The sequence below is a fragment of the Paraburkholderia sp. MM6662-R1 genome, from assembly GCF_050436245.1.
Lineage (GTDB): Bacteria > Pseudomonadota > Gammaproteobacteria > Burkholderiales > Burkholderiaceae > Paraburkholderia > Paraburkholderia tuberum.
Genome location: NZ_JBNDLV010000004.1, coordinates 1,259,432 through 1,273,395, shown reverse-complemented (window position 1 = coordinate 1,273,395; position 13,964 = coordinate 1,259,432). Strand labels below are relative to the sequence as shown.

12 protein-coding genes and 1 pseudogene are annotated in these 13,964 nt (G+C 61.8%); 7 read left to right on the top strand and 6 right to left on the bottom strand.

All coding sequences use genetic code 11. The annotated features are described in order from the left end of the window. The first annotated feature begins 67 nt into the window (after positions 1-67). From OKW39_RS35800 to OKW39_RS35790, 3 genes are all read left to right on the top strand, one after another. Positions 68-706 carry a helix-turn-helix domain-containing protein gene (locus tag OKW39_RS35800; protein WP_429564789.1) on the top strand — a complete coding sequence of 213 codons (639 nt, stop codon included), beginning with the start codon at positions 68-70 and terminating at the stop codon, positions 704-706. Between the two features lie 67 nt (positions 707-773). Further along, complete coding sequence (locus tag OKW39_RS35795) at positions 774-1,172, top strand: DUF2471 family protein (protein WP_184073414.1); 399 nt, start codon at positions 774-776, stop codon at positions 1,170-1,172. A 115-nt stretch (positions 1,173-1,287) separates the two neighbouring features. After that, the gene (locus OKW39_RS35790) at positions 1,288-2,370 is read left to right on the top strand and encodes a tyrosine-type recombinase/integrase (protein ID WP_184031072.1); all 1,083 of its coding nucleotides are present in this window, start codon (positions 1,288-1,290) and stop codon (positions 2,368-2,370) included. A gap of 70 nt (positions 2,371-2,440) precedes the next feature. Here OKW39_RS35790 and OKW39_RS35785 read toward each other — a convergent pair whose 3' ends face one another. After that, complete coding sequence (locus tag OKW39_RS35785) at positions 2,441-3,670, bottom strand: DNA-binding protein (protein ID WP_429564788.1); 1,230 nt, start codon at positions 3,668-3,670, stop codon at positions 2,441-2,443. A gap of 2,024 nt (positions 3,671-5,694) precedes the next feature. Here OKW39_RS35785 and OKW39_RS35780 point away from each other — a divergent pair. Continuing rightward, a complete protein-coding gene (locus OKW39_RS35780) occupies positions 5,695-7,044 on the top strand; it encodes a replication initiation protein (protein WP_184057688.1) in 1,350 nt (449 codons plus the stop codon). 58 nt (positions 7,045-7,102) lie between these two features. Here OKW39_RS35780 and OKW39_RS35775 read toward each other — a convergent pair whose 3' ends face one another. Together OKW39_RS35775 and parA are read right to left on the bottom strand one after the other, a co-directional pair. Further along, positions 7,103-8,158: a ParB/RepB/Spo0J family partition protein gene (locus tag OKW39_RS35775; protein ID WP_187612486.1), complete on the bottom strand. Its 1,056-nt coding sequence runs from the start codon at positions 8,156-8,158 to the stop codon at positions 7,103-7,105. 24 nt (positions 8,159-8,182) lie between these two features. Continuing rightward, a complete protein-coding gene (gene parA / locus OKW39_RS35770) occupies positions 8,183-8,845 on the bottom strand; it encodes a ParA family partition ATPase (RefSeq protein WP_013092840.1) in 663 nt (220 codons plus the stop codon). A 727-nt stretch (positions 8,846-9,572) separates the two neighbouring features. Here parA and arsC point away from each other — a divergent pair. Beyond that, on the top strand, positions 9,573-9,932 hold the full coding sequence (gene arsC / locus OKW39_RS35765) for an arsenate reductase (glutaredoxin) (RefSeq protein WP_429349160.1): 360 nt from the start codon (positions 9,573-9,575) through the stop codon (positions 9,930-9,932). A 54-nt stretch (positions 9,933-9,986) separates the two neighbouring features. Here arsC and OKW39_RS35760 read toward each other — a convergent pair whose 3' ends face one another. Continuing rightward, positions 9,987-10,970, bottom strand: coding sequence for a sulfonate ABC transporter substrate-binding protein (locus tag OKW39_RS35760; protein WP_429564787.1), 984 nt, complete (start codon positions 10,968-10,970; stop codon positions 9,987-9,989). A 247-nt stretch (positions 10,971-11,217) separates the two neighbouring features. On the opposite strand from OKW39_RS35760, the pseudogene OKW39_RS35755 reads away from it, so the two are divergent. Beyond that, positions 11,218-12,579: pseudogene (locus OKW39_RS35755) on the top strand (gluconate:H+ symporter). Between the two features lie 129 nt (positions 12,580-12,708). Beyond that, positions 12,709-12,999, top strand: coding sequence for a DUF1272 domain-containing protein (locus OKW39_RS35750; protein WP_429333145.1), 291 nt, complete (start codon positions 12,709-12,711; stop codon positions 12,997-12,999). Between the two features lie 24 nt (positions 13,000-13,023). Here the strand turns inward: OKW39_RS35750 and OKW39_RS35745 are convergent, their stop codons facing one another. Both OKW39_RS35745 and OKW39_RS35740 read right to left on the bottom strand, forming a co-directional pair. Then, complete coding sequence (locus OKW39_RS35745; protein ID WP_176078834.1) at positions 13,024-13,236, bottom strand: zf-HC2 domain-containing protein; 213 nt, start codon at positions 13,234-13,236, stop codon at positions 13,024-13,026. Continuing rightward, on the bottom strand, positions 13,217-13,825 hold the full coding sequence (locus OKW39_RS35740; protein ID WP_429564786.1) for an RNA polymerase factor sigma-70: 609 nt from the start codon (positions 13,823-13,825) through the stop codon (positions 13,217-13,219). The genes OKW39_RS35745 and OKW39_RS35740 overlap by 20 nt, the downstream gene beginning before the upstream one ends. Between the last annotated feature and the right edge of the window lie 139 nt (positions 13,826-13,964).

The following is a 13,964-nucleotide window of genomic DNA, read 5'->3' as shown; positions in this document are numbered from 1 at the left end:
TTGTCAGCTTTATCGGATATTTTCGTTTTTCCGAACTAAAATCCGGTATATCGAACAACTCTAAACGATGGGTCAGGAAATGGCAAGTTCGGGTACACGCCGCACCGCGTCCAATGCGGCGCCCACCTCCGCCAGCGCGGCATTACCGCCGAGTGCGGCGCCGCCGCGCGTCGGCGAACAGATTCAACGGCTGCGCGCCGAGCGGCGCATGACGCTCGACGATCTGTCGCGCGCGGCCGGCGTGTCGAAATCGATGCTCTCGGAAATCGAGCGCGACAAGGCCAATCCGACGATCGCGGTTGCATGGCGGCTGACCAATGCGCTCGGCATAAGTCTCGATTCGCTGTTTGCGCCGCCGAAGTCGCCTGAGGCAATCGCCGTTTCCGGACCGCGCGATATTCCTACGCTAAGCGGTCACGAAGCGAAATACCAGTTGCGTGTGTGGGGACCGATCGAGCTGGCCGGCAAGTTCGAGTGGTACGAGTTGACGCTGCAGCCAGGCGGGGCCCTCGTGTCGAACGCGCACGAGCCAGGCACGCGCGAGCATCTGACCGTGCTGCACGGCTCGATCGACATCGAGGCGGCCGGCGCGACGAAGCGGCTCAAGGTCGCGGACACCGCGCGCTACGTCGCGGATGTTCCGCATGCGATCCGCAACGTCGGCAAGAGCGAGGCGAAAGCGCTGCTGGTCGTGATTCACGGTTAGGCCGTTCGGCCAGGTTGCGCCCGGTACTGTATGTTTGTACAGTATCAGGTGTCGATTGGAGCCGAGAATGAACAACCTGAAAACCGACCCTACCGATCAAACTCTCGCCGCGCTGCGCTTCCAGACCGCCGCGCGCGATCTCGAACATATCGTGCGCAGCATCGCCGCGCGCTACATCGTCAGGCAGGTGCCGCTCACGTGGCGTCTGCTCCATGCCATCGAAGCCGAGGCGCTGGCCGATCTCGGTTTTGCCAGCCGGCACGACGCGCTGATGCTCGGGCTGTTCCAGCGCCCGTCCGATCTGCCTTATCCAGAAACCGATGACGGCGTGGATTTCGGCACCTCCAACGCATTGCCGGCCGTTTTTGCGTTTGCCGTCAATGCGTACGAGGAAGCGGCGCGCCGGGCGGCGCTGCCACGGCCGGCCGATGCGCCCTTAAAGCGCGCCCGGGCGTGGGGCGGCTAATGGCGGCACCACGTCGGGATGGCTCGGATCCTCATCCATTCCTCGCGGTCGGCCTCGCGGCGGTCAGCGCCTACAATACGCGGACCAAACGGTGCAACTAACGGAAGGATTGCCCATGTCACCTCCTCATCTGTCCGACCCCGTTCCCCGTCCCGCGCCCTCTACCGATCTGTTCGATCAGCAACGCGAAGACTGGCGTCGCGACCCGCAGGTCGCGTTCGATGCGTGGCTCGCGAAGCAGCACTTCCGTCGCTCTTCGGCGTTGGTCTATCAGGCGCAGTGGGGTCAGTTTCTCGATTGGCTCGGCGCGCGGCAACAAAGCCTCGCGACGGTCGACACGCCCGCGATCGCCGAATTCGTCGCCAGCCTCGAGATTCGCAGAACGCAGCGGATCCGCTATTTGCGGCTTATCGAGCGCGTGCTCGATCACGTGCGCGAGATCGAATCGGCGTCGACCAACCCGGCTCGTTTCATCGCTCAGGACGGGGAAGCCGCGTGGCGCAATGCGCGCGACAATGAGCCGACCGGGTTTCTCACGCATGCGGAACGCACTGCGTTGATCGCGCGACTGTTCGCGCCGTTGCCGGCGTTGTCGACCGCGCAGCGCTGGAGAGAGCGACGCGATCGCGCATTGATCGCGGTGTTTCTGGGCGCAGGACTGAAGACGGGCGAAGCGGGAGCGCTTACGGTTAGTTGCGTGAGAGAGGGCTCGCCGTGGGTCACGATCGAGTCCGCGAATCCAGTGCTGACGCGGCGCACGCGACTCGCGCCGTTCGCAACGGCGATTCTCGACGCCTGGCTAGCCGAACGCCGGCTGACGCAACTGGCCGGCAAGCTTGTGTTTCCCGCATCGCCGTCGGGCAGGCCGATGCATAAGGCCACGATGCTGCGCGCGGTGGATGCGCTCGTCGATGCAGCGGGGATTGCCACGTCGCGCCAATCGCGCGCGAGTCCGCAGACCTTGCGCAACACGTTTGCGGCGGACCTGTTCGAAAGCGGGGTAGAAGCCGAACAGGTCGGTCAATGGCTCGGCTTCGTGCAGGCGGTGTCCGCGAACCGGCTATATCGCGCGTGGCAAACCTGGATTGATCAGCAGGATTCGCCCGCGACAGAGGAGCCGGATCCTGCTGCGGCACCGTTGGCCGAGCCCCGCCGTGACGGGCGTTTGACGAGGAAAACGGGAGCCGGCGAACCCTGAAGAACCCCACCATTGAGGTCCCGAATTTCCTCACCTTTGACGTTTTTCCCGTTGGATTGGCCGCCTCTGGTTAACGCATCGCGTGGACGGAGCGGGACGACGGCGCGGTGGCGCCATCGTTCGACAGGAACTGCTTCACCGCCGCGAGCCTCGATTCGCCGAGGCCCGAAGAGTGCTCGCATTCCGGGCAGAACAGTTCGAAACGGTGATCGACCTGCGACAGCTCCGGCTCACCTTCCTCGCATTTCGGGCATCTCGCGGGCAGCGTCACGTGGCCGTCAGCCGCGGTGCCGATCATGCTCAACTCTTTGCTCGTGAGCCGCCCCTCAGTAACCAGCGAGCACAACAGTACGGCGATGGCCGGATCGATGCCCTGCTGGCCACGCAGGGTGGCGACTTCTTTCGTCAGCGCGTCGACTTCGTCCGACTGCTCGCGCAGCTGCGCGTCGAGCCGATCGGCGCGCGCCTTGGCGGCGGCAATCTGCTGAATGAACTCGAATTCCTTGCGGCTCGCATCACGCACGCCGGACTGATACGTCGCGGCCATGCTACGCAGCGAGTCGAGTTCGACTAGCATCGGCTTGACGCGCCGCTCGGCCTCGGCCACCGCATCCTTGATCTGCTGTGCATAGTGCTCCGTGCTTTGCCGCAATTCGACGTGCAACGCGTCGATCCGGTCCCGCAACGCAGCATTGGCAGTCTGTTCGTTTTCGAGCCGTTGCCGCAGCGCCTCGTTCTCCTGGTCGAGCCGGCGCGTGGTTGCCTGCATGCCTTCGAGGTGAACGCTGCCGTGCGTAGTCGCGCTCGATAACTGGGTTTCAAGTGCGCGAACCCGCTCCCACGCGGTTTCGGCGCGCGCTTCGCTGCGCCTGATGGCGTCGTCGGCCGCATCCCGACGAATTTCCGCCTCGCGTACGCGTAGATCGGCGGCGCTGATCTGCGCGCGGATCTCTTCACGTTCGCCATCGAGCGACGCTTTGGCCTGCACGACCGCTTCTTCGAATAACGCGCCCAGCAGTTCGCCGGCGCGATCTTCCAGTGCTTTTGGTATCGCGCCCGCTCCGACCTTGACGCGCGACACGCTGCGGATGCGCTCCCAGAAATGATCGATGTCCTTCGGGATGTCGCTTGCGCTGCCGGTGTGCGTGAGATCGCGAACGGCCGCCATCGATGGCCGGATGCCGAGATCGAAAAAAAGCCGTTTACATGCATGCAGCGACAGATCCTGGCGGCGCACGCCCTGCGCACGCATCGATTCAAGCTCGTCGCGAATGGCTTGCCGCTCCTGATCCAGATTCATGTTTACCTCGATGTGGCTCGAATTGGATGGATCATAACAATTTACGTAGTGTTTGCTACCGATTTATCGGTGGCGAACGGATTGGCGTATACCGACGGGCTTTTGCGTGCAGATTGCGATGGTAAACACGCGCCTGCCGTTTTTCTCCGTGAAACAAAACGAAGAATAGCTAATAAGCCATTGTATTAGAAGAATTTTGTTTGATTTCCGCATGGTCGCGCACTGTTTCACGATGGATCGGCAATGGCTGCGGGGTGTTGGGCCTGTGTTTCACGGGGCTCGCGGGTGTAAGGCTTGAGAGTAATAAAAATAAACACCTTTGAACCCTTGTTAAAGACGTTAACGACTCGGCAAACCCTTATCTGGCGGGGCTTTCCGGCGAGCAAGGTGAAGCTTTGCGGGAGACTTGGTGAGGATCTGCGGGAAACTCGAGTGATGGGGTTCGGGAAGCTCGGTGAGCGGCTCCGGGACGGAACGTGAGCGGGTTCAGGAACCGCCGTATACGTGGGGTTTGGGCAAAGGTGAGGTTTTGCGGGACTTCGCAGCCGCGAAGCGCCCGACACCCCTCGAAAGTGTCTGTTCGGTTTGGTCTGAGCAAGGTGAGGGCTTTCGGGAGGCTCGCGAGCATGGTTTTTTGCCGGTTTTTTGGGGTGGTTAACCGCTTTGGTGAGCCGGAGCGGGAGAAAACGGAAAACGAAGGTGAGATTTTTCGGGGCGCGGGGTCCAGTTTTGCTTTCTTTTTGAGCATCGATACTGCTGAGGTGAGGTTTTACGGGAGCCAGGATGGAATTCGACGCATCGATCGCCCGAAAGACTGGTCGGCGGGAAACGCTGGCGATTGGAAAGGTGAGGGGATTCGGGGAACTGGCTGATCAGCTAGATCCGGGAGCCGATTTGGCCGGCGATTCCGTCAAAGGTGAGGCTTTTCGGGAAGGTCTGGATAGGCTTTTACGCGTTAAGGTGAGGAGATTCGGGACTAAAACGCGGGCTATCGGCTGGAGATGCCCGGCGGATGGCAATTTGCGAGCGAAGGTATACCTGGTCGCTGATTGCAAAGGTGAGTCTTTTCGGGAGGTCCGCGGGGACGCAAGGAAAAGTGCTGCGGTGCGAAAAACTGGCTTAAGGTGAGATTTTACGGGAACACCGATGGTTCGAGCGCTAGATGGGATTATCGCAAGTCACGGAAATCATTGATTTTTTTCCTGTCCTCCAGCAAAGGTGAGACTTTTCAGGAGTTCTTTGGGAGGGGGCGCCGGGGCCTCCGTAAAGGTCAAAGGTGACGCTTTTCAGGAGGTTGCATTGGGGAAATGCGGTACTGGCGCGCCATGAGCGCGTGTCGTGTTGTGCCGTTCTGCGGTGCTACGGTGAGGTTTTTCGGGAGCATTGGAGCGGTGAGGATTTGCCTGTGGTTGAATCTCCCCTTTTTCGGCGGCTTCGGACCAGGCTCGAAGTCGAAACAGGTGATTAACTCCGGCAGGTTCTCGGTAGTGAGGGCTGAATTGTCAGCGGAGGTACCAAGCAGTCGAATGGCGCGCCCGGCGATAGGAAGCTTGATGCACCGACAACAGGGCTGACGGGGCGCCCGTCGCTGGCCCGCGCCGCGTTGCGGGCCCAATATCGTGCGGGCATTCCATCTATCGATCCGGGACTGTGCATCGGCCGGCAGCACGCGACGGTCGACGAAACGATCGCGAGGCCGCACGACGAAGTCATCAGCCGCCCCGGACGCCATCCGTTTACACGAGGTTCTCGAAAAAATCCGCGAAAATTTTTGAGGTGAGAAGATTCGGGATCACATGCTCCCCGTTGCCGCACGCGGCGAAACAAGCCGGATTCGCAGACGCCGCGACCGGCAAGGAGAGCCCGATCCTGGCGGCACGCACACGAGGTGAGGGTTTTCGGGAGTTGCTCGAGGTGAGTTGCGCTTCGTAAAGTCGCTTCACCGGCAATGGTGAGATGGGCGCTATAGACGCGTATCACCACAGCCGGTATGCTCTCGCGGAATCCCCTCCTCACCTCGACGCATGGCCACGAAGCGCGCGAAAAAGACCGATGTTGTCAGCCCGAGCTCGGCTGAGCTGCGCAAAGCCGTCGAGGCGATCGCGATCCAGCCCAAGAGCGGCAAGATCACGCTGCTCACGCGCAAGCTTTTTAACGTGTTACTCGCAGTGGCCCAGCAAGCGGATGAGTCGGGCGACACCTATCGGGCGCTGCTGTCCGACATCGTCGCCAATTCCGCGTTCGATTCCAATGACACCGCGCTCGTCAAGGAGCATCTGCGCCGCATGGTGTCGGTGCAGGTCGAGTGGAGCACCGGCACGTCGAGTCAGAAGCCTGGCCGCAAATGGGGTATTTCGACGCTGATCGCGGACGCGGAAATTCTCGAAGATCCGACCACGCGTCGCGTCTGGGTCGAGTTTTCGTTTGCGCCGAAGATCAAGAAGAAACTGCTCGATCCGGTTCAGTATGCGCGGCTGAGTCTGCAGTTCCAGAGCCAGCTGCGCAGCAGCGCGGGCCTCGCACTCTACGAGATCTGCGTGCGCTACCTGACCAACCCCAGCCACCTGACGATGCGCGAGACCTGGGAATGGTGGCGGCCGATTCTGTCGGGCACGCCGGACACTGAAGCCGGCGACGAGGCGAAGCGCGAGTACAAGTATTTCAAGCGCGACTACCTGCGCCCGGCCATCGCCGAGGTCAACGCGGTCACGAACATTTTTGTCGAGCTGATCGAGCATCGCGAGGGTCGGCGCGTCGCTGAAATCCAGTTCCGCGTGACCGAGCGCAAGCAGCCGATGCTCGCGCTCGACGAACATCCGAACGTGTTCGACAGCACGCTGGTCGACCGGATGGTGAAGATCGGCATTCCGCTCAAGGAGGCGCAGACGCTTTATGCGGACAGCGAGGAGAACCGGATCCGCGCGGCGCTGCAGATGACCGAGCAGCGTATGCGCAGCACGTCACTGCCGCCGGTGCGCAGTGCGCCGGCGCTGTTCAAGGATGCGTTGAAGAAAGGCTATGCGCCGCCGGTCGAGGCGCTGCCCGCGGGTGGCGGCACCAGCAAGGCCGCGGCGTCGCCGGCCGACGATCTGAAGGCGCGTCTGCTCGGTGAATACTCGGCTTACCGTCGCAAGCAGGCCTACGAGTTGTACAACGAACAGGGCGAGTCGGAGCGCGATATCGCGCGACAGTCGTTCGAGGAAGATGAATTGCCGGGGCTCGGCACGCACATGCGCGACGACTGGCGGCGTCGCGGGCTCGACTCGAAGATCGTCGAAACGGCGTTCTTCGACTGGCTCGCGCGCAGGACCTGGGGCGAACCGACCGACGGCGACCTGCTCGCCTTTACGCTGAGCCAGTCGCGCGCGGCCTGATGGGTCGATAACTGCCTTTGAAATCCAGGCTGCGGTGCATGCGCACCGCCCTCACGTCTTACTTCAGCATCTTCTCGATCTGCCGCAGGATGTCGTCGCGCTTTTCACGCGTGAGGCCTTTCAGGCGCAACTCGAGCCGGTCGTCCCCATACGACTTCAGATCGCCGACCGACACACCACCAAGCTTGATTTCCAGACGTTGCGCGTAGCGCTGCCGGCCCGCCGGTTTGACGCTTTCCTGCGAGGTCGCTCGGCCTTTGACGATGTCGGCGACCTGGCGTGTGCTCAGATCGTCGGAAAGGATCCGGTTGATCAGTCGCAGTGTCGCCTCCGCGCCGCGAGCCGAATGGTAGCGGCCCACCTGATACGCCATGTTCGAGCCGAAGCGGTCAGGGCGCGCGACCATCTCCTGCATCACGGTTTCCGGGAGTTTGGCGATGGACAGCGCGACTGCGACCGTCGATTCGTCGAGGCCGAGATGTTCGGCCAGTTCCTTCTGGCTCTGGAAATGCCGCTCGTCGAGAAAGCGTCGCCACACGACCGCGTTGTCGAACACCGTCTGCGAGTCGCGCTGCACGTTGAGGTCGTAACCGAGCTTGTAGCTCTGGATGCCGATCGGCAGATCGATGACGATCGCTTTCACCGACTCCTTGTTCGCTTCTTTCAGCGCACGCACCCGTCTGCCGCCGTCACTGACGAAGTAGGTGCCAGGGTTGTCATAGTCGGGAATGACGTGAATCGCCTGCTGCTGCCCCTGCTTCGCCAGATTGACGGCAAGCTCCGCAATCGACGACTTCACATAGAAGTACCGTGGATTGAACGGGCTCGGCTTGATCGTCTTGAGCGCCAGTTCGATGATCTGGCCGGGACGATAGCCGTGTTCGAGCCTCCAGGCGCGGTAGGCCGCCGATTCGTTGTCCGGATCAGGAATCTCCGCGTCCTGCAGACGCGACGGCAAGACGGCCGGAATCGGACGCCCGGCGATCGTGGGAGTTTTCGCCTCGTTTCTGACCAGGCCGTCGATCGCATTCAGCCGGTCGAGCGCGGTGCGCTTTTCGCTGCTGGTCGTGTCAGGACGTGCTTGAAAGCCTTTGGCGAACTGGGACGGTTTCATTCAGGGTCCTTTATGCGCATAAATTCACGGGAGCAAGGCGGCGATCTCGTTGGCGCACGCCCGTACTTCGAGCGCGGCGAGCTTCGCGCCGCGGTCGTTCATCTGAAGCACCGTTTGCCCTAACGCCATTGCCTGCTTGTAGGCTTCGCGCGTGGGAATCTGGGTCTTGAGGAGAGGGAAGCCGAGTTCTTCGAGCGCGCGCTTCAGTTCGCGCGTCAGCATCCGTTTCTCTTCAGTCTTGTTGAGCAGGAACACCGCTCGCAGGTCTTCGTTCATGACCTGCGCTTGCTGGACCAGCTTGACGAGGCCGATGCTCGACCAGTAATCGGCTGGGGACGAGGAAGTTGGGATTACCGCGACGCTCGCCGCGAGCAGAACGACGCCCGAGACTTTTTCGGTGATGGAGGGCGGGCAGTCGACGACGATGATGTCGTAGTCAGCCACGAACTTCTTGATCTCGCGATGGATCTGGCTGCCTGCTTCGGACAGGTTGACGACGGCGAATGGAATACCGATGTCGCCGTCGGAGGCAGCACTGGCCCAGTGAATCAGAGTGTTTTGGCCATCCGCGTCGACGACGAGAACGCGTTTGCCTTTCTCGTGAAATGCAGCGCCGAGATGCATCGCGATGGTGCTCTTCCCGACCCCGCCTTTCTGCTGTGTTACCGCGATGATTTCTGCCGCCAAATTTCACCTCCTCTTTTTAGACGCAAATGGATTTTACCTGGTTGAATTGCGATTTCAAATGATTTGCGTAAGCGCAGTTCGGAAATTGGCCATTCGGCAAAGGGTTTATGCGCATAAAGAGGCATCGGACGCGTGTCCGGGGTCTTGCGGGATATCAGGGCAAGCGTGGACTGGGGCTTAAGCGTTGCTGATCGCTGTCCGGCGGCGGCAAAGGGAAAGTAACGAGTGCTCGCGCACTGCGTGCACAGTCGTCGGTGACTGTTCGCGATTCTCGGGCTGATGTGTAGAGAAAAGGAGCGCACGCATCTGAGCGACCAAAGGGGTGAGAGGTGCCAGACTTTATGCGCATAAAGTTCGCGTGCCAATTGGCCCGGAGGGACCATTCGTCATGAATTCGTCCGACGCCGATTCTCCCCAGACATGGCGGCAAGCGGCAAACGTGCATCCGGCGCCTCATCAGCGGGGGATATAGGTTGTCGTTTGAATCGCGCCCGCGCGAGCAAATCTCAGGTGCGACTAGAACTCAGGGTGCCAGTATTAAACTATTCCCACTCGCCTCGAAGGCAGCGTCGGTTTATGCGCATAAACCGACCCACCTCGCCGATGGTTCAAACAACGCGGATGCCGCGCAGTCATCCCGCGCCACGTCATCAAGTCACCCGCTAAAATTCCCGAATCGTTCTAACCGTCGCAGCAACCTTCAACGGCGTAGCCCCCGAATCCAGCCATGATCACCATCTACCACAACCCGCGCTGCTCCAAATCTCGCACCACCTGCGAACTCGTCGCGAACACCTACAACTCCGCAAACGAAGCGACGGAAATCGTCGAATATCTGAAGAAGCCACTCACCGTCGCAGAGCTTGAGAAGCTCAATGCTCAACTCGGCTGTCCCGTCCGCGAAATGATCCGCGACACCGAGGCCGAATATAAAGAGCTCAATCTTGCCGACACGTCGCTGACGGACGCCCAGCTCTATGAAGCATTGGCGAAGCATCCGATTCTGTTGCAACGACCGATCGTCGTCAGAAACGGACGGGCTGTCATCGGCCGCCCGCCGGAAAATGTCGCCGCGCTTTTCGCCTGATCGCGCGACCGTCGAAGTAAAACGATGTGGGCAATGCGGACTCGAACTGCTGCGCTACGCTTTGCCGGACAGCGCGGCATCCTTGGTCACGATCTTCGTCGGGATCAGATGCAGTTCGGTGAACGTATCCGCGATGCGCTGTTGTTCCGCAAGCACGTTCGCGTCGACGGGCTTGTAGATATGCGCGTAATGCCGCAAGCCTGATTCGATCACGCTCGCGTCGAGCCCTTGAATCGGCGCGAGTTGGGCGGCGGCCTCGCTGTAATGGCCGCGCACCCACTCCCCTTCCTTGCCGACTTCATCGATCACGATCGCAAGGACGTCGCCGTTCTGTTGCGCGAAGGGCCGCGCGCTCAGAAAGAACTGGTGGTGACTCACGATACCCTCGGCATCGGCGAGCTGCCGCGCGTTCGTTTGCCGCCTGGCGGCTTCGAGGAACGGATCCCAGATCGCCCACGCATCGACCGCACCGCGCTCGAAGGCCGCGCGTGCATCGGCGGGCGGCAGATACACGGGTTGGATCTCGCTGAACTTCACGCCGTTCTTCTGCAACGCGGCGACGACAAACCAGTGCACATCCGAGCCCTTGTTCAGCGCAATCTTCTTTCCCTTCAAATCGGCCAAGGTTTTGATTGGCGCGTCCGGGTGCACGAGGATGCCTTCGGCGTGCGGCGTCGGAATTTCATACGCCGTGTAGACGAAATTGGCACCCGCGGCCTGCGCGAACACGGGCGGCGCTTCGCCCGCATAGCCTAAATCGATCGCGCCGACGTTCAGCCCTTCCAGCAATTGCGGCCCAGCCGGAAACTCGGTCCATTTGACCGTGATGCCAAATGGCGCAAGCCGCTTTTCGAGCGTGCCGTGCGCCTTCAGCAATACCAGGGTGCTCGCGGCTTTCTGATATCCGATGCGAAGTTCTTTTGCATGTTCGTCGGCGGCAAATGCGGCGGTGGAGAAGACCGGCAACGCGGCGGCGGCCAGCGTCGCGCCTACGCCGGCCAGAAACGTACGGCGCGTCAGCAGCGGATCACGGGACATGAGAATACTCGTCGAAAAAGAATTTAACGGACGCCAAAAGATGGTCCGATTGGCTCTGACGATAATTCGTCTGCGGGCCTGGACGAACCGATAAATTCGCATAAGCAAATCATGCGGCAGTCGCGAAGCATTGCCCAAAGCCCAACCTATCCCCTCCCGCTACCATCCACCGGCAAAACAAGCGCCCGCGACCACCAGCTCGCGGCTGCATCGATCGACTGCAAACGAAGAGAGGAAAAAAGCCGCCGTGCCTGTAACGACAACACTGACACCGTGGGCCGCGCACGACACCCAACTGATCCTGTCGTGCGCGCTTGGACTAGCACTGATCATCATCTTCATCAGCGTGCTGAAGCTCGCGCCGTTCCTGTCGATAATGGTCGGCACCTTCGCGGCGGGCTTCACGGCCTGCCGCTCGAAGCAGTCGCGAGCGCGTTCAGCAAAGGCGCCGGCGCGTTGCTCGGCGACGTCGGCATCATCATTGCGCTGGGCGCGATGCTCGGTGCGTTGATGGCCGAATCGGGCGCCGCCGACCGGCTCGTGTCGACGATCCTCGCGCACTCGACCCCGCGCACGCTGCCGTGGATGATGGCCGTCGTCGCGCTGCTCATCGGCCTGCCGCTGTTCTTCGAAGTCGGCCTCGTGATGATGGTGCCGATCATCTTCGTCATGGCGCGTCGCGCGCAGCAGCCGATTCTGCGCATCGCGATTCCCGCGCTCGCCGGTATGACGACGCTGCATGCGCTGCTGCCGCCGCATCCGGGTCCGCTGATCGCGGTGAGCGCGTTGCACGCCTATCTCGGTTTGACGTTGGGCCTCGGCCTGATCGTGGCCCTTCCCCGCGGTGGTCCTCGCCGGTCCGCTGTATGGCATCTGGCTGTCGAAACGCATGCACGTCGTCGAGCCTGAAGAAATGGGCAAGCTGTTCACCGCCGAGCAGAACGGCTTCGAGCCGCCGGGCTTCGCGATCTCTCTGATCACGATCCTGCTGCCCGTCGTTCTGATGCTCGGCCGCACGGTCGCGAAGCTGCTGCTCGAGCCCGAAACGTTGCTCTTCGATACGCTGAATTTTCTTGGCGAGCCGCTGATCGCGCTGGGCCTCACCGTGCTGTTCGCGGTGGTCGCGCTCGGCTGGTCGCGCGGCATGGCGCGCGAGCGCGTCGGGGGCATTCTGCGCAGAAGCCTGCCGCCGATCGTCGCGCTGTTGCTGACGATCGGCGCGGGCGGCGGCCTGAAGCAGGCGCTCGTCGCAGCGGGCATCAGCGCGACGATCGGCAAGATCGCGGTCGGGGCGCATATGCCGCTGATCTTGCTCGCCTGGTTGATCGCCGTCGCGCTGCGTCAGGCCACCGGCTCGGCGACGGTCGCCACGACGACGACGGCCGGCATCGTCGCGGGCCTCGGCGCGACGCACAATTCGCTGATGGCGCTCGCGATCGGCGCCGGCTCGGTGTTCTTCTGCCATGTGAACGACGCCGGCTTCTGGATGGTCCGCGAATATTTCGGACTCCAGCTTAAACAGACTGTGCTGGTGTGGTCGGTCTTGCAGACGATCGTATCGGTCGTCGGTCTCGCGTTGACGCTCGTGCTGTGGAGCGCGTTGACGTGAGCACGGCGCGACAGCCTCACCCATTTGGGCAGCGTATTGACGCGCGCACAGCGGAACACGCGCGCAGAACCTCACGCGACGCCAGGCAGCAAGCCGCGCCTCGCGTCATCAACAACAGGAGCCACCGTCATGCTCCAATTGCGACCAACCTGCGAAGGCTGCGGCAAGTCACTTCCGCCGAACGCGCCCGACGCAATGATCTGCACCTACGAATGCACGTTCTGCGAGGTCTGCGCGCTGACGAGGCTGCGCAACGTGTGTCCGAATTGCGGCGGCAATTTCGCGCATCGGCCGATTCGCACCCGCGCGCAACTCGCCAAACATCCGGCGCGTGCCGATGCGCATCCTGTCGGCATCGATGAAGCATCGCATGCCCGCTTTTTCGAACGCTATCGCGACGTGCCGATCGGCGAGCGCTGAACTGCGGTGTGGCAAAGCGGCAAATCACTCGTCGCCGCTCACCTCTCCATCCACGTTCGCCGCTCCGCTCGCCACATGCGCGGCGACCCGCAGCAGGCGGATCTGTTTGCGATAGTTCCGGCACCCGCTGCAGGTCGGCAGATGCAGGCGGATCGCGAGCCATTCGCCAGTCGACAGGGAGCGGTCGAGCGCATCGGATAGCAGCCGCGTGATGTCCTTACATTTCCCCATTCGCATCCTCGCTGGATAGGCCTTTTTCGCTCAGGCACGTGCGTAGCCGCAGCCGCGCGCGATAGATCAGCACGCTGCAATGATTCGCGTTGATCTGCAGTTCGGCGCAGATCGCCGCGATGTCGAGGTCGAGAAACTCCCGCATCATGAACACGCGTCCAATGTGCTCGGGCAAATGCTCGAGGCACATCTCGAACAGCGTCCAGAATTGCTGCTGGCGCAATGCAGTTTCGGGTGTCGGCCACGGACGCGGTTTGGTCTCGCGCGACCAGTGGCCGTTGTCCTTGAAGAGCTCGCGATCAAGCAGCGCCTCGCCGTCGAGTTCGGCTTCGAGCGCCGACAGATTGACCGTGCGTTGGCGCGCGCGCAGCGTGTCGACGAGCTTATGGCGCAGGATGCCGAACACCCAGGTCTTGTGCTCCGACTGCGCGGCGAAACGCGTGGCCTGAGTCCACGCGGCGGTCAGCGCTTCCTGCACGGCGTCCTCGGCGGCCGCGGCGTCGCGCAATTGCAGACGGGCGAAGCGCATGAGGTCACGCCGCAATTGCGCGAGATAAATGGGATCGTCCAGCGAGGGAGCGCCTGGCTGCGTCACGGCATGCTCCGTCGCTGCGCGTGTCGTCCTGAAACGTCGTGATTCATGAGCGGATGGTCGTCCTCGCACGGTTTGCGGATGCGTGCGCCATTCTCCCTCACGCTCCTGCCCTAGCGAATCGGTATTGAACATATGCCCC

Coding starts and splice junctions, on each gene's coding strand:
- OKW39_RS35800 (WP_429564789.1), top strand. CDS start 68: ATGGGTCAGGAAATGGCAAGTTCGGGTACACGCCGCACCGCGTCCAAT.
- OKW39_RS35795 (WP_184073414.1), top strand. CDS start 774: ATGAACAACCTGAAAACCGACCCTACCGATCAAACTCTCGCCGCGCTG.
- OKW39_RS35790 (WP_184031072.1), top strand. CDS start 1,288: ATGTCACCTCCTCATCTGTCCGACCCCGTTCCCCGTCCCGCGCCCTCT.
- OKW39_RS35785 (WP_429564788.1), bottom strand. CDS start 3,670: ATGAATCTGGATCAGGAGCGGCAAGCCATTCGCGACGAGCTTGAATCG.
- OKW39_RS35780 (WP_184057688.1), top strand. CDS start 5,695: ATGGCCACGAAGCGCGCGAAAAAGACCGATGTTGTCAGCCCGAGCTCG.
- OKW39_RS35775 (WP_187612486.1), bottom strand. CDS start 8,158: ATGAAACCGTCCCAGTTCGCCAAAGGCTTTCAAGCACGTCCTGACACG.
- arsC (WP_429349160.1), top strand. CDS start 9,573: ATGATCACCATCTACCACAACCCGCGCTGCTCCAAATCTCGCACCACC.
- OKW39_RS35760 (WP_429564787.1), bottom strand. CDS start 10,970: ATGTCCCGTGATCCGCTGCTGACGCGCCGTACGTTTCTGGCCGGCGTA.
- OKW39_RS35750 (WP_429333145.1), top strand. CDS start 12,709: ATGCTCCAATTGCGACCAACCTGCGAAGGCTGCGGCAAGTCACTTCCG.
- OKW39_RS35745 (WP_176078834.1), bottom strand. CDS start 13,236: ATGCGAATGGGGAAATGTAAGGACATCACGCGGCTGCTATCCGATGCG.